Annotated in this window: 19 protein-coding genes and 1 other RNA gene; 12 read left to right on the forward strand and 8 right to left on the reverse strand. The window is 51.8% G+C overall.

Features of this window, described 5'->3' with window-relative positions; genetic code table 11:
- The 3 genes from MUU47_RS08130 to MUU47_RS08140 all read left to right on the forward strand — a co-directional run bounded on the left by MUU47_RS08130 (nucleotide 1) and on the right by MUU47_RS08140 (nucleotide 1924).
- A complete protein-coding gene (locus MUU47_RS08130) occupies nucleotides 1–393 on the forward strand; it encodes a DoxX family protein (protein WP_258987681.1) in 393 nt (130 codons plus the stop codon).
- A 72-nt stretch (nucleotides 394–465) separates the two neighbouring features.
- Entirely contained in the window at nucleotides 466–1452 is a 987-nt protein-coding gene (locus MUU47_RS08135) for a glutathione S-transferase family protein (protein WP_258987682.1), read from the forward strand.
- A gap of 106 nt (nucleotides 1453–1558) precedes the next feature.
- A complete protein-coding gene (locus MUU47_RS08140; protein WP_258987683.1) occupies nucleotides 1559–1924 on the forward strand; it encodes a DUF805 domain-containing protein in 366 nt (121 codons plus the stop codon).
- Between the two features lie 105 nt (nucleotides 1925–2029).
- Here the strand turns inward: MUU47_RS08140 and MUU47_RS08145 are convergent, their stop codons facing one another.
- The gene (locus tag MUU47_RS08145; RefSeq protein WP_258987684.1) at nucleotides 2030–2926 is read right to left on the reverse strand and encodes a LysR family transcriptional regulator; all 897 of its coding nucleotides are present in this window, start codon (nucleotides 2924–2926) and stop codon (nucleotides 2030–2032) included.
- Between the two features lie 103 nt (nucleotides 2927–3029).
- Between MUU47_RS08145 and MUU47_RS08150 the strand changes: the two genes are divergently transcribed.
- Both MUU47_RS08150 and MUU47_RS08155 read left to right on the forward strand, forming a co-directional pair.
- The gene (locus tag MUU47_RS08150) at nucleotides 3030–3731 is read left to right on the forward strand and encodes a pirin family protein (RefSeq protein WP_258987685.1); all 702 of its coding nucleotides are present in this window, start codon (nucleotides 3030–3032) and stop codon (nucleotides 3729–3731) included.
- A 22-nt stretch (nucleotides 3732–3753) separates the two neighbouring features.
- A complete protein-coding gene (locus MUU47_RS08155) occupies nucleotides 3754–3930 on the forward strand; it encodes a protein YhaL (RefSeq protein WP_258987687.1) in 177 nt (58 codons plus the stop codon).
- 33 nt (nucleotides 3931–3963) lie between these two features.
- Here MUU47_RS08155 and MUU47_RS08160 read toward each other — a convergent pair whose 3' ends face one another.
- The 7 genes from MUU47_RS08160 to blaBUT all read right to left on the reverse strand — a co-directional run bounded on the left by MUU47_RS08160 (nucleotide 3964) and on the right by blaBUT (nucleotide 13577).
- On the reverse strand, nucleotides 3964–4374 hold the full coding sequence (locus MUU47_RS08160) for a Spy/CpxP family protein refolding chaperone (protein WP_159772071.1): 411 nt from the start codon (nucleotides 4372–4374) through the stop codon (nucleotides 3964–3966).
- A gap of 134 nt (nucleotides 4375–4508) precedes the next feature.
- Nucleotides 4509–4784, reverse strand: coding sequence for a YdgH/BhsA/McbA-like domain containing protein (locus tag MUU47_RS08165; RefSeq protein WP_258987688.1), 276 nt, complete (start codon nucleotides 4782–4784; stop codon nucleotides 4509–4511).
- Between the two features lie 225 nt (nucleotides 4785–5009).
- Complete coding sequence (locus MUU47_RS08170; protein ID WP_258987689.1) at nucleotides 5010–6488, reverse strand: GGDEF domain-containing protein; 1479 nt, start codon at nucleotides 6486–6488, stop codon at nucleotides 5010–5012.
- A gap of 5 nt (nucleotides 6489–6493) precedes the next feature.
- Nucleotides 6494–9055, reverse strand: a complete 2562-nt coding sequence (locus MUU47_RS08175; protein WP_258987690.1) for an EAL domain-containing protein — start codon at nucleotides 9053–9055, stop codon at nucleotides 6494–6496.
- A complete protein-coding gene (locus tag MUU47_RS08180) occupies nucleotides 9039–11579 on the reverse strand; it encodes an EAL domain-containing protein (protein WP_258987692.1) in 2541 nt (846 codons plus the stop codon). Before MUU47_RS08180 ends, MUU47_RS08175 begins: the two co-directional genes overlap by 17 nt.
- A gap of 414 nt (nucleotides 11580–11993) precedes the next feature.
- An RNA gene (gene rnpB / locus MUU47_RS08185) (RNase P RNA component class A) lies at nucleotides 11994–12372 on the reverse strand.
- Nucleotides 12373–12428: 56 nt separating this feature from the next.
- Nucleotides 12429–13577, reverse strand: a complete 1149-nt coding sequence (blaBUT, locus tag MUU47_RS08190; protein WP_258987693.1) for a BUT family class C beta-lactamase — start codon at nucleotides 13575–13577, stop codon at nucleotides 12429–12431.
- A 128-nt stretch (nucleotides 13578–13705) separates the two neighbouring features.
- Between blaBUT and ampR the strand changes: the two genes are divergently transcribed.
- The 7 genes from ampR (at nucleotide 13706) to gatD (ending at nucleotide 20198) form a co-directional block, all read left to right on the forward strand.
- On the forward strand, nucleotides 13706–14578 hold the full coding sequence (gene ampR / locus MUU47_RS08195) for a LysR family transcriptional regulator AmpR (protein ID WP_258987694.1): 873 nt from the start codon (nucleotides 13706–13708) through the stop codon (nucleotides 14576–14578).
- A gap of 179 nt (nucleotides 14579–14757) precedes the next feature.
- Nucleotides 14758–15612 (forward strand): tagatose bisphosphate family class II aldolase, encoded by an 855-nt coding sequence (locus tag MUU47_RS08200; protein ID WP_258987695.1) that lies wholly within the window; start codon nucleotides 14758–14760, stop codon nucleotides 15610–15612.
- Between the two features lie 53 nt (nucleotides 15613–15665).
- The gene (gatZ, locus tag MUU47_RS08205; RefSeq protein ID WP_258987696.1) at nucleotides 15666–16937 is read left to right on the forward strand and encodes a tagatose-bisphosphate aldolase subunit GatZ; all 1272 of its coding nucleotides are present in this window, start codon (nucleotides 15666–15668) and stop codon (nucleotides 16935–16937) included.
- Nucleotides 16938–16950: 13 nt separating this feature from the next.
- Complete coding sequence (gatA, locus tag MUU47_RS08210; RefSeq protein ID WP_258987697.1) at nucleotides 16951–17418, forward strand: PTS galactitol transporter subunit IIA; 468 nt, start codon at nucleotides 16951–16953, stop codon at nucleotides 17416–17418.
- A gap of 26 nt (nucleotides 17419–17444) precedes the next feature.
- Nucleotides 17445–17729 carry a PTS galactitol transporter subunit IIB gene (gene gatB, locus MUU47_RS08215; RefSeq protein WP_258987698.1) on the forward strand — a complete coding sequence of 95 codons (285 nt, stop codon included), beginning with the start codon at nucleotides 17445–17447 and terminating at the stop codon, nucleotides 17727–17729.
- A 4-nt stretch (nucleotides 17730–17733) separates the two neighbouring features.
- The gene (locus tag MUU47_RS08220; protein ID WP_258987700.1) at nucleotides 17734–19107 is read left to right on the forward strand and encodes a galactitol-specific PTS transporter subunit IIC; all 1374 of its coding nucleotides are present in this window, start codon (nucleotides 17734–17736) and stop codon (nucleotides 19105–19107) included.
- 47 nt (nucleotides 19108–19154) lie between these two features.
- On the forward strand, nucleotides 19155–20198 hold the full coding sequence (gatD, locus tag MUU47_RS08225; RefSeq protein ID WP_258987701.1) for a galactitol-1-phosphate 5-dehydrogenase: 1044 nt from the start codon (nucleotides 19155–19157) through the stop codon (nucleotides 20196–20198).
- The last annotated feature ends 6 nt before the right edge of the window (nucleotides 20199–20204 follow it).

The following is a 20204-nucleotide window of genomic DNA, read 5'->3' on the forward strand; positions in this document are numbered from 1 at the left end:
ATGAAAAAATTAGAAGATGTTGGTGTTCTGGTCGCTCGTATTCTGATGCCAGTCCTGTTTATCACTGCAGGCTGGGGCAAAATCACCGGTTATGCGGGCACTCAGCAGTATATGGAAGCGATGGGCGTTCCGGGTGCGCTGCTGCCACTGACTATTCTGCTCGAATTCGGCGGCGGTCTGGCGATTCTGTTCGGTTTCCTGACCCGCACCACCGCGCTGTTCACCGCAGGTTTTACCCTGCTGACCGCGTTTATCTTCCACAGCAACTTTGCGGAAGGCGTTAACTCGCTGATGTTCATGAAAAACCTGACCATCGCTGGCGGTTTCCTGCTGGTGGCTATCACCGGTCCAGGCGCATTCAGTATTGACCGCGTGCTGAACAAAAAGTGGTAAGCCCGCTATACTGACTGAAGCGTAAAGCGAGGGAAATCCCTCGCTTTTGTCATTTTTGAAGGAGAGAGAACCATGGGACAACTGATTGACGGCGTCTGGCATGACACCTGGTACGACACCAAATCTACCGGGGGACGATTCAAACGTTCTGTTTCGGCGTATCGTAACTGGCTGACCGCCGACGGCACGCCAGGCCCCTCCGGAGAAGGCGGTTTTGCGGCTGAAAAAGACCGCTACCATTTATACGTTTCCCTCGCGTGTCCGTGGGCGCACCGCACGCTGATCATGCGCGCGTTAAAAGGCCTGGAATCGTTTATTGATGTGTCGGTCGTAAACCCGCTGATGTACGAAAACGGCTGGACCTTTGACGACAGCTTCCCCGGCGCGACCGGCGACACGCTGTATCAGAACGAATTTCTCTATCAGCTGTATCTACATGCCGACCCGCAATATACCGGGCGCGTCACGGTGCCGGTGCTGTGGGACAAAAAAAACCACACTATCGTCAGTAACGAATCAGCGGAAATCATCCGTATGCTGAATACCGCATTTGACGGTCTCGGCGCACGTGCCGGTGATTATTACCCTGAAGCGCTGCGCCCACAAATTGACGAGCTGAACGGCTGGATTTACGACAGCATTAACAACGGGGTCTACAAAGCCGGGTTTGCCACCAGCCAGGATGCCTACGACGAAGCGGTGACGAAAGTCTTCGAGGCGCTGGCTCGCGTAGAGCAAATCCTCGGCCAGCACCGTTATCTGACCGGCAACCAGTTAACCGAAGCGGATATTCGCCTGTGGACCACGCTGGTGCGTTTCGATCCCGTGTATGTCACCCATTTCAAATGCGATAAGCACCGTATCAGCGATTACCTGAATCTGTACGGTTTCCTGCGCGATATCTATCAGCTGCCAGGTGTGGCGGAGACGGTGAACATCGACCACATTCGCCATCACTATTATCGCAGCCATAAAACCATTAACCCAACGGGGATCATCTCTATTGGTCCGTGGCAGGATCTTGATGAGCCTCACGGTCGCGACGTGCGTTTCCGCTAATTATCAAGGACATCAATCGATGTCCTTTTTTAATTTATAGTTTGCATCTATCCTTACCTCGATCGCTTAGAAAACAAGTGATTGACTGATTACAGAGGCAAGGAAAATGGACTGGTATCTAAAAGTACTCAAGAATTACATCGGGTTTGGTGGCAGGGCGCGCCGGAAAGAATATTGGATGTTCGTGCTGGTGAGTTTCGTACTGGCCGGGGTGCTGAGTATTATCGATAAAATACTCGGTCTGGAACGCGTCAGCGGTGAAGGCGTACTGGCGAGCATTTATGGTCTGCTGGTACTGATCCCGACATGGGCAGTGCAGTTCCGCCGTCTGCATGATACCGATCGTTCAGCGTGGTGGCTGTTGCTGTTACTGATCCCAATCATTGGCTGGATAGTGATTCTGGTCTTTAACTGCCAGAACGGCACGCCGGGTGAAAACCACTTCGGACCGGATCCTAAACGGATCCCGTAAAGTCAAAACGCCTGGCGGCGCGACACATACCGGGCCTGCGTTTGAGTCGAAAGGCCCGGCAAGTTTATGCCGCCGGGCCTTTCATCGTTTTGTCATTAGTAAACGTTACTTTTTAGCAAACAGCTTTGGAATTTCACGCAGACACCAGGCTTTTGCTTCACCCATGCTGTCACGTCGCCACGCCATAATAATATCGACTTCATTCGTGTATTCCGGGCTCACCACCCGCAACCTTCCTTCGGTAATATCCTGCTCGACCAGCGGATACGGCATTGTCGCCACGCCAAGCCCCGCTAGCAACGCCTGACGCTTATCTTCGATAGTGCTGACCGTCAAACGCGGCTGCTTGTCCAGCAGTTGTACGGTGAGCACCGGGCGTTCACGGGCAGTATCCGCCACCGCCACGCCGCGATATTTCACGCGCGTCACTTCTGATAAAGGCTCCGGCTCCTGATGAATCGGGTGATCCGGTGCGGCAACGTACACGTTCAGGATCGAATACAGCTTGCGGGAGTTTATCTCGGACGACGAACGAAAATGCATATCCGGCGCGATAACGATATCCGCACGGCCCTGCTCCAGACGTTCCCAGGCGCCAGCCAATACTTCGGTGATGATCGACAACTGAGTGTTGGCTTTCAGCCCCAGTTTTTCAATCAGCGGGAACAGCTCCGGGGTCGGCACCAGCGCTTCGGCGACCAGCGTCAGATGCGTTTCCCAGCCACGCGCCAGCGCTTCGGCGTCGGTGGTCAGTTTATCGGCAGCTTCCAGCAGCACGCGGCCGCGTTCCAGCAGCATTCGGCCAACGTTGGTGAATTTTGTGCGATGACCTGAGCGGTCAAACAGCACCACGTCGAGCTCTTCTTCCAGCTTCTGCATGGTGTAGCTCAGCGCAGACGGGACGCGCCCTAGCTCATCGGCGGCGGCAGCAAAGCTGCCACGCCGGTCAATAGCGTCCATTACTCTTAACGCTTCCAGCGTCAATGCTCTCTCTTTAGCCATGGCGTTCTCATTCAGGAAATTTGAACATACCCGGCAGAATATCTGGCTAACAATGCAGCGTCCATAGCTTTACCATTGTTTAGTGTAAAGAGAGGTCAAGAATATGATTACTACCCGAACAGCCAAACAGTGCGGACAAGCTGATTTCGGCTGGCTGCAGGCGCGATACACTTTCTCCTTCGGACACTACTTCGACCCGAAACTGCTGGGGTATGCTTCCCTGCGCGTGCTGAATCAGGAAGTACTCGGGCCAGACGCATCGTTCCAGCCGCGCGCGTATCCGAAGGTCGATATCCTGAATATTATTCTGGAAGGAGAGGCCGAGTATCGTGACAGCGAAGGGAATCACGTTCAGGCAAAAGCGGGCGAAGCGCTACTGATTGCCACGCAGCCGGGCACCAGCTACAGCGAGCACAACCTCAGTAAAGAGAAGTCGCTGACGCGAATGCAGCTCTGGCTCGACGCCTGCCCGCAGCGGGAAAATCCATCGGTACAAAAGCGCGAACTCACCGACACTGCCCAGCAGCTTATCGCTTCCCCCGACGGTAGCCAGCACAGCGTACAGCTCCGCCAGCAAGTGTGGGTTCACCACATTCAGCTGAATAAAGGCGAACAGCTGAGCTTCCAACTGCATGGTCCGCGCGCGTATCTGCAATCTATTCACGGCACCGTTCATGCGGTGACACCGCAGGAAGAGCGGGAAGGATTAACCTGCGGTGATGGCGCATTTATTCGTGACGAGGCTAACATTACACTGGTCGCCGATACGCCTCTGCGCGCTTTGCTGATAGATTTACCGGTGTAATAGCTGAAGCCAGGCGGTGACCGTGCGTAAAAAGCAGCAAAAGAAAGTCGCAGTGAAAAAACCTGTCGACGTACAGGAAGTCGCAGTAACAGGAGACCCTGTACCGCTGGCGTTTGGAACCGAAGAGATGCTTGGGGAGCTGGAAGCGATTGTCGCTGATGCAGAAATCAGACTGGCACAAGAATTGGACCAGGTCTGAGTAAAAGCCCGCGCTATTTCGCGGGCTTTGTACTTAGTTATTGATGGACTGAATCAAATCGTCCTGGATCTGCTTACGCTGTGCTGGCGTCAGAACCTGGTTCAGGTCGAAGTAGTACTTCACACGGTAGTAGCGAGTCTGCTGCTCCACTTTGCTGAACGCTTCGAGCTGGGTTTTCACCGCCTGCTCATCCCATTTTCCAGAGTGGATAACGTCAATCAACGCGCCATCTTTCACGTCTTTCATGGACACCTGTTCAACGCTTTTTTCCATTTCGTCATGCAGGCTTTGGATTTTTGCGACCTGATCGTTGGTCAGTTTCAGATGCTGAACGATTGGATCCTGAGAAGGCGCCGGAGCAACCTCGGTGTTTGCAGCCTGGGCAACGCCAGTGAAACCAATCAGGGAAGCCGTCAGCAGCGCAATGCGGGTCATTTTATTCATCGTTAATATCCTTTAAGTAGACATGGATATTATTTCGCGTTCGACAGTAAAAAAGTATGACACTTCATGAGTACATGTTTGAATGTAAATGAAAAAAGACCGCATCACAGGCGGCCTTTATGCAGGAATATCGCTTATTTATAGATAATGGCGGTGCCGCCCCACAGGCTGGAATCGCCAGAATTACCGAGTCCGACAATTTGATAGTGGCCGGCATTTTCCTGCGCCGCTTTGGCTTTCAGGGCATGAATGGCATCGTCAGAGGAGCCCGCAAGGCCAGAAATCTGCACGGTGCCCATCTGTTGCAGCGTGCTTGCCTGATCGGAATCAACCTGTTTAGGACCCGCAGCCAGAGCAGTAGCGGAAAGTAACATAAAGACAGCGCCTGTCAGCAGAGAAGTTGTTTTCATTTTTAACCCTCTCGGAATGGATGTAGAAGCGTTTACATCAATAAGTATGTCGCCCGCTTCGTCAGGCGATATAGGACAAATGCAAAGTCAGTTAATCATTGTGACTGGATTGTGGAGAAAGCATGTCGGGTTATGGCGCTAGAAACAGCTGGCAAAATATAAGCGAAACGGCGGCATCTCTGCCGCCGTTTATTTTACTAAAAGCATGAGTCAACTTCGCGAAAGTTAAACCGCGGGCTGCAGCTCTTCCATTTGGCTTTTGCGCTGCTTTTTCATTTCATACAGTTCTTCATCCGCTCTTTTATAGCTCTCAGTAAAGCCATGCGTCAGTTCACTGATGCCGTAAGAGAACGATAATGGCAGCGTTGTATTTTCAAAGGGGAAACAAGAAAGCTCCGCAACCCGCTTCGCCATCATCTGCTGCGCCTGTGCAATTGTCGTGTTTTGTAATAACAGAACAAACTCATCCCCCCCCATTCGGATCAGATGATCGCCCTGACGAACGGATTCCAGTAAATATTGAGCGAAGAAGATAAGTGCCTCATCTCCGGCATGGTGGCCCCAGGTATCGTTAATGGTTTTGAAATCATTCAAATCCATGGCAACCAGAATAGTATTGCGGCTGTTGGGAATATTTTCTGTCACTATTTTCCCGCCTTCCCGCGACAACGCTTCGGTCAGCGAATCGGTGGTGAGTTTATCCATCATCAGCTCAATTCTTCTGTGGGAACGCATAAAGACTATAAAGAAAAACAGCATGATGATGTTAGCGAACAGAAAACCTGCAAGTTTAATGCGCAGTAGTTCGGTAAAGCTCACGCGAGTACTCAGGCAGAAGCCATTTACCAGCTTGATATCCCCGAGATTAAAATCAAGCCACGAACCGTTGTCCGGGAAGATATTCATGTCGATATCATTACCTTTCAGGCTATGAATACGAATGTCATACCCGGAATTGGAGATATTCAGCTCATTAAAAGCATCACGGAATAGAGAGGCCAGGTCATCTCGGGTGTAATCGATAGCGATAATCCCAGACATTCGACTTCCCTGACCGATGAAGTCCTTAATCACCACCGGGCTACCGATAGTGATAGTCGGTAATTTCGAAATGGCATCCTGGTAAACATTACTATAAAACAGTTCCGGCACGACATACCCACGATTGCTTCTCAACAGCGAAGACGTGGTCTCTATGTAGCCAGAAAGACGAAAGTGTGGATTAGCACCCTGAATTTCAATGGCTTTTTCGGTGTTGAAAACGTAATAGTAGCCGGTATCACCGTCGGTATAGTAGGTCGTAAATTGGGACTTATTAGCATCGCTAAAATTGCGCCAGAACGAGCGCAAAATAGTGAATTTCTTACGGTGAGCATCATCGATATCCGCTTTCCATGCGGGAATCTCGCTGTCGCTCAGTCGTTCATTCACTGTGCCCGCGAATTTTTTGCTGTCGATTCCCATGTTTTTTTTCAGCATACTGTCTGGCAGTTGCAGCATCGAACTCAGGTCAGACGCCATGCTTCTGTTATTTTGCGTATCTTTTGTAATCAGGCGCACCACACGCGACGTGACCAACTCAATATTGGTTCTGGCGTTAGAAAATGAAATATAAAAAGTGAACGCATTCACGATGACGACCATCACCGAAAGCACGATCAAAAAAAGCTTCTTCTCTGATTTTAGCTGATGCGAATTTTTCATAGCGCTTACCCGTTAGCCTTCACCGTTATCACCCCATCCTGCGGTACCCAGGCCGAGAAAAGCTGTGGGCGCGAGTAGTAATAACCCTGCGCTTTCACGCATCCCATCGACTCGAGTTTTTCGCCCATTTCCACGGTCTCTATCCCTTCTGCAACCAGCGGCACGCCGAAGGATTGCGACAGCATAACCACCGACGAAATGATGGCCTCACTCTTACGGTCATCCAGCACGCCTTTCACAAAATCACGGTCGATCTTCAGGCAATCGAAAGGCAGTAAATGCAGATAGGACAAGCTTGAGTAGCCACTGCCAAAATCATCAATCGCAACAGACAACCCCAGACGGCGAAGATAATTGAGCGTTTCAATGACCTTTTGGCTGTTTTGCAGCAGTACGCTTTCGGTAATTTCCAGACAAATATTGCTGTTGATAAGCCCGTTATGTTGAATACAGGTCAACAGATGCGAGGAGAAATCGGTCTGCTGGAGCTGCACCGCCGAAATATTGATATGTAGCTTAAAGTCGTCCGGCGCGCCGCGGGCGATAAACGCCGCCAGTTCACGACAGGCTTCTTCGATAATCCAGCGGCCCAGACGAATAATGGTGCCGGTACGCTCTGCGAGGCCGATAAAGACATCCGGCGGTACAAAACCGAGATCGGCAGATTGCCAGCGAATAAGGCATTCACCTTCCGTAAACGTGTCGGTATTATTCAGGTCGACAATGGGTTGCAGAACCAGATGGAATCCATCATTTAGCAGGTCTTCACGCAGTGCCTTGAACATGCGGATATTGTTGAGTTCACTTTCCCGCATCTCCGGGGTGAACAGGACATATTCGCGGTTGGAGCCCGTGCGGATTTGCTGCAGCGCCAGGCCTGCATTCATCATGCAATCGACCAGATTACCCGTGGTGATTGTCTCCAGCACAGCCCCGCCCTGACCGGTGAAAACGTGTGATGCGTCTTCCGGATCGTTTTGAATTTGTCGGGCTGGTGCGTCATGGAACAACGACGAGATCAGTCCCCAATAGGTATCGAGATCTTTTTGCTCATTGTGGCCAGGGAAGGTCACAATGAACAAATCCTCAGAGTAGCGGCAGAAAATACTCTCCGCGGGCGCCAGCTGGATAAGGCTTTCAGCAAAGAAACGAATAAACCGACTGCCATATACGTGGCCCAGCGTACTGCGCATATCACGGAAGTTAGTCACGCGGATCATCACTAATAAATTGCGACCGTCATACAGTGACGGCTCGTTCAAAAAGCCTTCGCGCGTCAGAATGCCGGTATCTTTATCTTTTTCAATGCGCTGTTTCTGCTCATTCAGCATACCGGTTATCAGGCCAGACGCCTTGCTGAGTTCCTCTTCGAGCACGGCTATTTCCGTGAATAACGTCCCCTGTTCTGCTGGTTCCCACGATTGTTTCCCGAGCCATCGGGTCTTTTGCACCAGCCGATGCAGCGGGTAGAAAAATCGCCTCACCAACATAATCATCACCAGCATAAAGAACAGCGCCAGCGTCGACAGCATAATGAGAGTCATGAAATGAGACGTTTTGTACAGGGCGTAAGGATGGATATTCGGCGCAATCAGCACCAGTGAACCGTTAAACTGACCCGACAGGTCACGAACCGGATGCATTATCACAAAATAGCCTTCACCCTTGTGGGTAATGATTCGTGATGACGCGGACGGTTCGTTTTCACCCTGCAATAGGGCTTTAAGCATCGGGAAAGCGTAAATACTCCGCAGTTTGACGTGCTGTCCTTTCTGATTTTCGTCGCCCGATGCGAGATATTGAGGGCGAGAAGACGAAATAATTTGCTGCTGATCGTCCAGCAGTAGCAGCGTACTGCCCGACGTCGGGGCTGATTTTGTAAGGTAGTTGCTGATAACCGTAGGGTTAATATCGGCAAAAACAACGCCCTTAAAGGCCCGGCTGTCGCTGTATAAAGGCATGCGCCAACTCATCGTCTGGCCATTGCTGGTCGACATGTGATAATAATTTTTGGTCCAGAAAGGCCGGGTTTGCGTCATCGCTTTGACAAACCAGTGACGCGAGAAAATGTTGTAGTGCTCAACGTGGCCAACGATGTCCGAATCCTTCGACGCCGTGCGATAGATATCTAATCTGTCCGGAACGGTAGACGAGGTTTTGATCGGGAAAATAGCCCCCGTGGATTTATCTCTTTCGTACGCAACGTACTTCCCGTCCGCCGTCGCCAGACCTACCCGTGAAATGGTATCAGGAGAGACGAAGTCATGGCCCAGCACATGCTTCAGCTGCTGCTCAACGGCAGGGGAATCAATGCCCGAAGACGCATTGACCAAATCAGACATCAACTCGGCCGCGCGCTGGGGCTCGTTCAGATACATATTGATTCGGTGGCTGAGATACTGGCTTTTTTGGGTCAGCGTTTTTTGCGCTATTTCCGTGTACCAGTTACTGATATCCCTGCGCTGGAGGAAAAAAAATAGCAACATCATGATGACCGTGCAGACCATCAGGCTGAGAATGAGCGTACTCGCGAAGGATATCGAGCGTTTTTTAAGCATGCGGAACATCAGAGAGTCTCCTGACCGGCGCTGTCATGTTGACGGTCAGCGCTGCAGCGTCCTTATCGCTGGCGACCTGTTCAGAACCATAAAACAAAGAGGAAAACGGAGCCGGATGGGCAAGATAGTAGCCCTGCACTTGATCGCAGCCGAGGGCGAAGAAATGCTTCCGGGTATCTTCATCCTCAATGCCGATAGCAATCAGCGGCACCTTGAAACCTTTCGCCAACGTTAACAATGAGTTAAAGACGCAAATGCTTTTCTCATTATTCAGTCGATTCGAAATCAAATGCTTTGAAATTTTGATGCTGTCGAACGGAATCGAATGCAAATAAGACATGCTGGAGAAGCCGGCGCCGAAGTCATCCAGGCAGATGCTGATCTGGTGGCGTCGAAGATAGTTCAGCACCTGGGAAGCCTGAGCCATGTCGCGATCCAGCCCACCTTCCGTGATCTCGATGCAGATGTTTTCATTTTTAAGGCCATGCAGCTGGATGGTATCCATCAGATGCCAGGCAAAACCGTTTTGCAGCAGCTGAATTGCCGAAATGTTGATGTGCAGGCGGAAATCCTTCGGCGCCCCACGCTTAATCATCGCGGACAGTTCGCGGCACGCTTCTTCAATAATCCAGCGACCTAGCGGAATGATCAGCCCGCTTTCTTCGGCGACGGGAATGAAATCCTCTGGCGGAATTTCACCCAGCTTTTCAGAGTGCCACCGCACCAGACACTCACCGGCCATACACGTTGCGCTGTCATCCGGTCCGGCAATCGGCTGAATCACCAGGAACAGCTCATTGCTGGCCATCGCGCTGCCGAGTGAATCATGCAGGCGGATATTGGTCAGCTCCGTCTCCAGCATTTCAGGCAGATATAACCGCGTTTGTGCATTCCCCGACTTTTCAGCGTGACGCAGGGCTATCCAGGCATGCATTAAGATATCGGTTATCGTCTCTGGCGTAATATCCTGCAATACCATACCCGCGTTACCGGCAAAAAGAATATTCCCCTTTCCATTCTTTCCTGATTTATTATTCAACGAGAATAGCGAGTTAATAATATTCTGATATTTAATATAATCGCTCTCCTGGTTTACACCCGGGAAAACAATAATGAATTTATCAATATTATCGCGTGCCACAATAATATTGGTTGGCAGAACGGCTTCCGCCTGTCGCATAAACTCAGCAATAAACGCATCCGCATACTTATTACCCAGCGTGTTCATGATCGACTTCATGTTGGTCACGTGGACCAGCGCGACTAAATTATGATGGTGATAAATCCGTTCATCATTTAATAATCCACTGCGTGTATAAAGACCGGAGGACGGGTCAAATTCTATTTTCTTACGCATCTGTTCGAAGCTGTCAGTCAATCGCTGCGACAAATGCTTAAAGCCGGATTCGAGCTCGGCAATTTCCTGGAACTGGTAGCCACAGTTGCCTTCTGTCCACTGTCCGGACTCCAGATCTTTGGTACGCTGGGCAATCTGGCGTAGCGGCGAGGTAATGCGGGTCAGCACCACGTGGACCAGCGCCGCGCTGAGCAGGAAGGTCAGGATCAACGCCACAATCATGAAATTATCATGCAGCTTTACGGTCGCGTTAATCGCCGATGCAGGGATAATGACCACCGCCTGCCATTTCAATTCGCCGGACGCATCGTTAACAGGAAAACGCGTGGCGTAATAACGGTCACCCTCAAGCTTAAGATTAATCACCTCATTCGGGCTAGCAGCCAGAAGCGACTTTCCGATTTTCTCAATCATCGGCGAGGTATTATTGGTCAGCGTTGGCAGCACCATTTCTGAATTAACGGGCGGTGCGAGGCGGTGCGACGATGAGGCCACAATCTGATCGCGCTCATCCAGGATGAGTAAATGACTCTCCCGGTAAGGGCGCTGGCGGCGCAGCATTTTGCTCAAATTTTGCAAATGCAGTTCACTGGAAATTACGCCAATATACTGCCCCTTGCTATTAAATGCGGGCACGCTGTAGGCAATACCGACCTCTTTTTCGGTACTGAGGTCACGATACACCGGTGTCCACAGCGGCTTCTTATACTCATTCACCGGCTGATACCATGGCCGGTTATGCATCGTGTAATGCGGGTTCTGCATGACCACCGTCGAACGCGTTGTCGACCCGGCGTACGAGACCAAAACGTCGTGCGTAGAGGGGTCTTTTAAGGTCAGATACTCTTCTTTACCGCCATCGCTTCGGTGGCTGATACCGATGTAATCGCCCTTAAGATTACCAAACTGCAGCACATTCAGGTCGATATTGCTCTGGAAGACATCGTTCATCACGTTCATGATATCGTCATATACATCGCTGACTGCGATATTGTCAGTCTGATAATGTTTGAACGTGTCTCTCAATACCGAATCGGCCTGGCGCGGAATATTAATGTAGTCCTCAACCACCGATTTAAGCAGGCTGGTCTTGGAAACAAACAGGTTGTGGCTGATGGTGTCCAGTAGACTCTGGCGATCGAGATAGACTACCGTTGAAACAATAGCAAACACCATGCAATAAAATGCAATAAAGAGGGTTCTGACAGCTCCGGTCAGAGAAGATGATGTTTTAAAATAACGAAAAATCATAGGGAACCATGGGGAGCTGTCGGAAGATACAGGTAATTAACGAATAATAGAGTTACCACCAGGGAGGAGGAATAATGCACATAGCAAAACCTGATGGTATTTCATCAATAAGATTACCACGTACCACAAAACACGCCACTAGTAAGTGGTTTAATAATAAACCGGCGTTATCGTTTCATGGCTAAAAATATTAAATTAAATTTTCGTGGATGCATTTAGTATATACAGGTAGCGATCCGGGTGTTTTTTCCCGGTGGTGCAGTCCACTGCGCCGCCGGGCCGTGTTTTACAAAGCAAAACGCCCTGCACTGTTTTCACAGTGCAGGGCGTTTATGAATGAGTTGAAGCTGACCGATAAGCCGGGTTCTGTCGTGGACAGTCATTCATCTAGGCCAGCAATCGCTCACTGGCTCAAGCAGCCTACCCGGGTTCAGTACGGGCCGTACCTTGTGAACCCCTATTTGGCCTTGCTCCGGGTGGAGTTTACCGTGCCACGAACTGTTGCCAGTCGCGCGGTGCGCTCTTACCGCACCCTTTCACCCTTACCTGATCCCGCTTGCGCGGGCCATCGGCGGTTTGCTCTCTGTTGCACTGGTCGTGGGTTTCCCCCCCAGGCGTTACCTGGCACCCTGCCCTATGGAGCCCGGACTTTCCTCCCCTTCGCCCGTCTCCCCCCGAAAGAGGACGACGACGAAGCGGCGACTGTCTGGTCAGCTTCGGCGCGAAGTATAGAGGGTTTGCGCGGCAATGTCACCCTTCGAGCCACATCCCTATTTACAGCGTGTTGAGGATGGTATTTGCCGCTTTCACTCGCTCGGTATTCGGATACATTTTGTTGGCCAGCATCACAATGCCGATGTATTTTTCAGGAATGAACGCTACGTATGCGCCAAAGCCGTTAGTCGACCCGGTTTTATGCACCAGAGAGGCTTTCACTGGCGCAACCGGCGGATCTATCGCCGTCACAGGTGAAGCCGCCAGCGCCACTTTGTTATCGCTGCCGTTAATGACGGTCGCCGCCGCAACCGGCCAGTTCAGCATTTCCCAGCCTAAGCCCTGATACATACTGCCGCTGCGCCAGTAGCGCGACTGCGCAAGCTCCAGCCCTTTTTGCAGCGTCGGCTGTTTCACCTGCTGCGGGTTCATGTTGTATTGCACCCAGCTCGCCATATCCTCGATGGTGGATTTCACGCCGTAGGCTTCGGCATCCAGCATGCCCGGCCCAACGTGCATGGCTTTACCGTCACGATAGCCCCAGGCGTAATGATTTTCTTCATTGGCCGGAACGGTGAACCAGGTATGATTGAGGTTCAGCGGTTGCAGAACGCGCTGGCGCACCGCATCGTTAAACGTCATCCCGGACGGTTTCACCGCCAGCGCGCCAAACAGGCCAATGCTTGAGTTAGTGTACTGACGACGGGTACCCGGCGCCCAGTCCGGCTGCCAGTTCTGGTAAAACTTCAGCAGCGCGGCCTGATTATCGACCTCATCCGGCACCTGCAATGGCAAGCCGCCCGCGGTGTAGGTCGCCAGATCTAACAGAGTGATGCCCTGCCACTGCTTGCCCGTCAGTTCTGGCCAGTATTTCGTAGCCGGATCACTGAGCTTCACTTCCCCGCGCGCCACACTATCGCCGCCCAGCACGCCGGTGAAAGTTTTACTCACGGAGCCCAGCTCAAAAATCGTCTGCGTCGTCACCGGCTGCTTTTTCGCGATGTCGGCCACGCCGTAGGTAAAGTAGTGTGGCTTGCCCTGATAAATCACCGCCACTGCCATGCCGGGAATGGCCTGCGCTTTGATCATCGGTTTAAGCGTTTGGTTGACCACCTCTTCTAACTGTTTGTCACTTAATGTTTTTTGTGTGGCAAAGGCAGAAAAGGAGACGCTCAGAACCAGCGCACAGCAGAGTGTTTTTTTCATCATTGAAATTCTTCCATAAGTAACATGACAGAGAGTCCGGCACATCAGACGCGCTCAGCCTGCGGGATTTGACTGTGGCGAACAAACGATTAAATTTAGCAGTAGCCTTAAGATTTTCTAACGGAAAAAACATGACTCGTAGCTACATCCCGCTAAATTCGTTGCGGGCGTTCGAAGCCGCGGCGCGACACCTTAGCTTTACTCACGCCGCCATCGAGCTCAACGTCACCCATTCGGCCATCAGCCAGCAGGTCAAAGCGCTGGAAGAACATCTGAACTGCCCGCTGTTTGTTCGCGTTTCGCGTGGATTACGGCTGACGACGGAAGGCGAAAGCCTGCTGCCGGTGCTGAATGATTCGTTCGATCGCATCGCGGGGATGCTGGACAGGTTCGCGGTTTCCCATGAGCGAGAAAAACTGAAGGTCGGCGTGGTGGGTACGTTTGCCACCGGGTTTCTGCTTCCCCGGCTGGAGGATTTCCGGCGTTGTTATCCGTATATCGATTTGCAGTTATCCACGCACAACAACCGGGTCGACCCGGCCGCTGAAGGGCTGGACTACACCATTCGCTACGGCAACGGCGCCTGGCACGATACGGACGCCACGTTTTTATGCTCGGCCCCGCTGGCACCGCTGTGCAGCCCCGAACTGGCTGCGGCGCTGCGCACGCCGGACGATATTCTGCAATTCACGCTGCTGCGCTCATATCGACGCGATGAATGGAATTCCTGGTTCGAGGCGGCAGGCGAACAATCTCCGTCGCCCACACATCGGGTGATGGTCTTTGATTCGTCGGTGACGATGCTGGAAGCCGCCCAAGCCGGAATGGGTGTTGCCATCGCGCCGGTGAATATGTTCACCCACTTGTTCAACAGCGAGCGCATCACGCAACCCTTTGAATGCGAGATTAATCTCGGAAGTTACTGGCTCACGCGTATGCAGGCCCGACCACAAACCCCGGCGATGGATGATTTCGCCCGCTGGCTGGTGAATCAGAGTTTGTAACTCTCCTTTCCATTAAGGGTGAACATGATTTGCCCTTGATGACTCTCTCCAACCCAATCACTTTCAAAACCCTTCCATTCCTTTCGATTGTTTCGTTTATTCGATCTCAATCACAAAACAACATTCCGAAAGCCTATATTTTATTTCGAAGAAAAAAAACGAAAGAATTCGGAGGGAAAATGTTCATCATTTCGACCAAAGCGATGTTAAAGAAGGCCCAGCGTGAAGGTTATGCCGTCCCTGCTTTCAACATCCACAATCTCGAGACCCTGCAGGTGGTGGTTGAAACCGCATCTGAGCTCCGCTCTCCGCTGATTGTGGCCGGTACGCCGGGAACGTTCAGCTATGCAGGAACAGGGAATATCGTGGCGATCGCCGCAGAGCTCGCCAGAAGCTACAACCACCCTCTCGCGGTCCACCTCGATCACCATGAAAGCGGAACTGACATTGAACAAAAGGTGAAAGCCGGTGTGCGGTCGGTGATGATCGACGGTTCCCACCACGCATTTACCGAAAATATCGCGTTAGTGAAAAGCGTTGCCGACGACTGCCATCGCTATGACGTCAGCGTGGAAGCCGAGCTGGGTCGCCTGGGCGGTCAGGAAGACGATTTGACCGTTGACGCCAAAGACACGCTGTATACCCATCCGATTCAGGCACGAGAATTCGTTGAAAAAACCGGTATTGATTCACTGGCGGTCGCCATTGGTTCCGCCCATGGGCTGTACGTGGGTGAACCAAAACTCGACTTTGATCGTCTGGCAGAAATCCGACAGCAGGTCGATATCCCACTGGTTCTGCATGGCGCATCAGGGCTTCCGACAGAGGATATTCACCGCGCAATTACGCTGGGTATTTGCAAGGTAAACGTCGCGACCGAGCTCAAAATAGCATTCGCTAATGCGCTTAAAGACTATTTGAGTATTCACCCCGATACCAGCGATCCGCGGCATTACATGATCCCCGCCAAATCAGCGATGAAGCAGGTCGTGCAGAAAGTTATTTTTGATTGCGGCAGTGAAGGAAAGCTGTAGCGACTGAATTTAATCATTTTAATTCAAAGCATTAACCACTTTCGGAGAACGTAGTGAAAGAGATAATCGCTCGACATAAACGCGGTGAACATTTGGGGATTTGCTCCGTTTGTTCGGCCCACCCTCTGGTCATTGAAGCCACCTTACGTTTCGATCTGGATAGCGACAATAAAGTGCTCATCGAAGCGACCTCGAATCAGGTAAATCAGTTTGGGGGGTATACCGGAATGAAGCCCGCTGACTTTCGGGACTTTGTCTATGAGATTGCAAAAGACGTCGGTTTCCCACCAGAAAGGCTGATCCTCGGCGGCGATCATCTTGGGCCAAATTGCTGGCAAAACGAAGCCGCCGCAGTCGCCATGGAAAAATCCGTTGAATTGATTAAGGCCTATGTCACTGCTGGGTTCAGCAAAATCCACCTTGATGCGTCGATGTCTTGTGCTGATGACCCTACGCCGCTGGATCCAATGATCGTCGCTGAACGTGCGGCCATCCTTTGCAAGGCCGCAGAAAACACAGCAACGGACGAACAAAAACGCGCTCTGACGTATGTCATCGGCACCGAAGTTCCCGTCCCCGGCGGGGAAGCCAGCACCATCGGAACGGTCCATATTACACGTGAGAAAGACGCGGCCCACACCCTCGAAACCCATCAAGTTGCCTTCTGTGCATTAGGGCTGGAAGAAGCCTTAAGCCGGGTGATTGCGATTGTCGTGCAGCCAGGGGTGGAATTCGATCATACCCAGATCATTCACTATCAACCGCATGCCGCCGAAGCGTTATCTGGCTGGATAAAGCAAACGCCAATGGTCTATGAGGCTCACTCTACGGACTATCAAACTCGTCAGGCATACCACGCTCTGGTTCGCGACCACTATGCAATCCTGAAAGTAGGTCCAGCACTCACCTTTGCATTACGAGAAGCGATCTTTGCGTTGGCACAAATGGAAAACGAGCTGGTCTCTACTGAGCGTCGCAGCCGCGTGTTGGAAGTGATTGATGAGGTGATGCTCAACGAACCGGGTTACTGGAAGAAGTATTATCACCCGACCTGGAGCCAGGCGATGGTCGATATTCACTTCAGTCTCTCTGACCGGACCCGCTATTACTGGCCTCATCCGCGTATCAGACAGAGCGTGGAGAAACTGACGGCCAATCTGAATGAGGTCTCTCTTCCACTGGGATTAATCAGCCAGTTTATGCCGGTTCAGCTTGAACGCCTGTCGGAAGGTTCTCTCACTCTTACCCCGCACAACCTGATTATCGACAAAATTCAGGACGTACTCAGGGCCTATCGTTTTGGCTGTACGGCACAAGCAGCCTGAATCCGGAGATTTTATGAGCCAACTCTTTGTTCGAACCGGAATTACCTTCAGCTCGCGCCAGCAAGTGTTGGCGCATATTGGTGAAGAAATGCTGGCCAAAGGTGTCGTGCATGACACCTGGCCGGCGGCATTACTGGAACGCGAAGCCGTATTCCCAACCGGCATTGCGCTTGAACAGCATGCCATCGCTATCCCTCACTGCGAGGCTGAACATGCAAAATCACCGGCGTTGTATTTGATTCGTCCCACCAGCCCGGTGAAATTTCAGCAGGCTGACGATGACGCGGAGATCCACGCATCCTTAATCATCGCCCTGATCGTTGAAAACCCAACGGCACAGTTGAAGCTGCTGCGTCGTCTTTTTGGTGAGCTGCAAAACCCGGACACCCTTGAAGCGTTGCTAAACGCCCCTGATACCGAACTGGCCACGCTATTCCGGGAAACGGTTCTGGAACCGCAACTCTGCGTCCAGAACCAATAAGAAACTGATAATAAAAGGAATACCCTATGAAACGTAAAATCATTGTGGCCTGCGGTGGTGCAGTAGCAACGTCAACCATGGCGGCAGAAGAGATCAAAGAGCTTTGCGAGTCGAACAATATCACTCTCGATTTAGTGCAATGTCGGGTAACGGAAATCGAAACTTATATGGATGGCGCAGATCTTATCTGCACCACCGCACGCGTTGATCGTACTTTTGGAGATATCCCGGTGGTTCACGGCATGCCGTTTGTCTCCGGCGTCGGTATCGAAGCCTTGCAACAAAAAATCCTGACCATCCTCGTGGGGTAACGCCATGTTTAGCGAAATAATGCGTTATATCCTCGATTTAGGACCAACGGTGATGTTGCCTCTGGTGATCATCGTGTTCTCTAAAGCTCTGGGGATGAAGCTCGGCGATTGTTTCAAATCAGGGCTGCATATCGGCATTGGTTTTGTCGGTATTGGGCTGGTGATCGGGTTGATGCTCGATTCCATTGGACCTGCGGCAAAATCCATGGCGGAACAGTTCCAGATAAACCTGCACGTGGTGGATATCGGCTGGCCGGGTTCATCTCCAATGACCTGGGCTTCGCAAATTGCGCTTGTTGCCATTCCGATTGCTATTGGCGTTAACATCCTCATGCTCGTCACCCGCATGACCCGCGTCGTCAACGTCGATATCTGGAATATCTGGCACATGACCTTTACCGGCGCGATGTTGCACCTGGCTACTGGCTCATACTGGATTGGTATTCTCGGGGTCGTGCTTCACGCCGCGTTCGTCTACAAACTGGGTGACTGGTTTGCCAAAGATACCCGAGACTTCTTCGGGCTGGAAGGTATCGCTATCCCGCATGGGTCTTCTGCTTATCTCGGGCCAATCGCCGTACTGGTCGATACGGTCATTGAAAAAATTCCAGGCCTGAATAGCATCCATTTCAGCGCCGATGATGTACAGAAACGCTTTGGCCCCTTCGGTGAACCGGTCACCGTGGGCTTTGTGATGGGGCTGGCGATTGGCTTACTTGCAGGTTATGACACCAAAGCTGTTCTGCAACTGGCGGTGAAAACGGCTGCTGTAATGCTGCTGATGCCACGAGTGATCAAACCGATTATGGATGGCTTAACCCCTATTGCGAAACATGCGCGTAAACGTCTGCAGGCTAAATTTGGCGGTCAGGAATTCCTGATTGGTCTGGATCCTGCGCTGCTGTTGGGGCACACCTCGGTGGTCTCTGCGAGCCTGATTTTCATTCCGCTGACCATTCTGATTGCCGTTCTGGTTCCGGGTAATCAGGTTCTGCCGTTTGGCGACCTGGCAACTATCGGTTTCTTCGTGGCTATGGCGGTTGCGGTTCATCAGGGCAACCTGTTCCGCACGCTAATTTCAGGCGTCATCATTATGGGGATCACGCTATGGATTGCCACACAAACCATCGGCTTACATACCCAGCTGGCGCAAAACGCCGGAGCGTTGAAAGCCGGGGGCATGGTGGCCTCAATGGACCAGGGCGGTTCGCCGATTACCTGGCTGCTTATCCAACTCTTCACCTGGCAGAACATCACCGGCTTCGTCATTATCGCCGTGGTTTACCTGACCGGCGTGCTGCTAACCTGGCGTCGCGCGCGTAACTATATCGCCTCTGAAAAAGCCGCTGCCCTTCAACAGGCCGAAAACCTCTCTTAATTACTTTGGGGGAGCCTGCACTCCCCCGCACCTTTCTGGAGAATCGTATGAAATCAGTGGTGATCCACGCTGAGGGAAAAGTGCGCGTTGAAGAACGTCCTATTCCACAGTTAAAAACCAAGGATGACGTATTGGTCAAAATCGTGAGTTCCGGGCTCTGCGGGTCAGATATTCCGCGTATTTTCGCCCAAGGTGCGCACTATTATCCGATAACGTTAGGACATGAATTTAGCGGTTATGTTGAATCTTATGGCTCTGAGGTGAGCGACCTGCAACCCGGCGACGCCGTTGCCTGCGTGCCTCTCCTGCCGTGCTTTACATGCCCGCAGTGCAAACATGGATTCTTCTCACTCTGCAAGCAGTACCAGTTTGTCGGCTCACGCAGCGAAGGCGGAAATGCAGAATACGTCGTGGTCAAACGCGCGAACCTCTACCGTCTGCCGTCGACAATGCCCGTGGAGGATGGCGCGTTCATCGAGCCTATCACCGTCGGCTTGCATGCCTTCAACCTGGCTCAGGGCTGCGATGGGAAAAACGTGGTCATCGTCGGGGCAGGAACCATCGGTTTGCTGGCAATGCAGTGCGCACGTGAACTGGGTGCGAAAAGCATTACCGCGATAGATATCAACCCAGAAAAACTTGAATTAGCCAAAACCCTGGGCGCGACTCACGCATTAAACAGTCGTGAAATGAGTGCGGATGATATTCAGTCTGTGCTCACAGAGCATCAGTTTGATCAACTCATTCTCGAAACGGCAGGTACGCCGCAGACCGTCGTACTGTCGATTGAAATCGCCGGGCCACGGGCCCAGGTTGCGCTGGTAGGAACACTGCATAGAGATTTGATGCTGGCATCCACCGTCTTCGGACAGATTCTGCGAAAAGAACTCACGCTGCTCGGCAGCTGGATGAATTACTCCAGCCCATGGCCGGGAACAGAATGGGAAACAGCCACCAGGCTGTTGACAGAGAAACGCCTCCAGCTTGATCCGTTGATTGCTCATCGGGGCGATATGGAAAGTTACGCCATCACGATTGAAGCGTTAAACGGTGCGCCGATGCAGGGAAAAATACTGCTTAGTCTGCCTTAAAAACGT

Source organism: Scandinavium hiltneri (assembly GCF_024764835.1).
Lineage (GTDB): Bacteria > Pseudomonadota > Gammaproteobacteria > Enterobacterales > Enterobacteriaceae > Scandinavium > Scandinavium hiltneri.

Excerpts from the sequence above, each read along its gene's own strand:
- MUU47_RS08130 (WP_258987681.1), top strand. The coding sequence starts at position 1 with ATGAAAAAATTAGAAGATGTTGGTGTTCTGGTCGCTCGTATTCTGATG.
- MUU47_RS08135 (WP_258987682.1), top strand. The coding sequence starts at position 466 with ATGGGACAACTGATTGACGGCGTCTGGCATGACACCTGGTACGACACC.
- MUU47_RS08140 (WP_258987683.1), top strand. The coding sequence starts at position 1,559 with ATGGACTGGTATCTAAAAGTACTCAAGAATTACATCGGGTTTGGTGGC.
- MUU47_RS08145 (WP_258987684.1), bottom strand. The coding sequence starts at position 2,926 with ATGGCTAAAGAGAGAGCATTGACGCTGGAAGCGTTAAGAGTAATGGAC.
- MUU47_RS08150 (WP_258987685.1), top strand. The coding sequence starts at position 3,030 with ATGATTACTACCCGAACAGCCAAACAGTGCGGACAAGCTGATTTCGGC.
- MUU47_RS08160 (WP_159772071.1), bottom strand. The coding sequence starts at position 4,374 with ATGAATAAAATGACCCGCATTGCGCTGCTGACGGCTTCCCTGATTGGT.
- MUU47_RS08165 (WP_258987688.1), bottom strand. The coding sequence starts at position 4,784 with ATGAAAACAACTTCTCTGCTGACAGGCGCTGTCTTTATGTTACTTTCC.
- MUU47_RS08170 (WP_258987689.1), bottom strand. The coding sequence starts at position 6,488 with ATGAAAAATTCGCATCAGCTAAAATCAGAGAAGAAGCTTTTTTTGATC.
- MUU47_RS08175 (WP_258987690.1), bottom strand. The coding sequence starts at position 9,055 with ATGTTCCGCATGCTTAAAAAACGCTCGATATCCTTCGCGAGTACGCTC.
- MUU47_RS08180 (WP_258987692.1), bottom strand. The coding sequence starts at position 11,579 with ATGGTGTTTGCTATTGTTTCAACGGTAGTCTATCTCGATCGCCAGAGT.
- blaBUT (WP_258987693.1), bottom strand. The coding sequence starts at position 13,577 with ATGATGAAAAAAACACTCTGCTGTGCGCTGGTTCTGAGCGTCTCCTTT.
- ampR (WP_258987694.1), top strand. The coding sequence starts at position 13,706 with ATGACTCGTAGCTACATCCCGCTAAATTCGTTGCGGGCGTTCGAAGCC.
- MUU47_RS08200 (WP_258987695.1), top strand. The coding sequence starts at position 14,758 with ATGTTCATCATTTCGACCAAAGCGATGTTAAAGAAGGCCCAGCGTGAA.
- gatA (WP_258987697.1), top strand. The coding sequence starts at position 16,951 with ATGAGCCAACTCTTTGTTCGAACCGGAATTACCTTCAGCTCGCGCCAG.
- gatB (WP_258987698.1), top strand. The coding sequence starts at position 17,445 with ATGAAACGTAAAATCATTGTGGCCTGCGGTGGTGCAGTAGCAACGTCA.
- MUU47_RS08220 (WP_258987700.1), top strand. The coding sequence starts at position 17,734 with ATGTTTAGCGAAATAATGCGTTATATCCTCGATTTAGGACCAACGGTG.
- gatD (WP_258987701.1), top strand. The coding sequence starts at position 19,155 with ATGAAATCAGTGGTGATCCACGCTGAGGGAAAAGTGCGCGTTGAAGAA.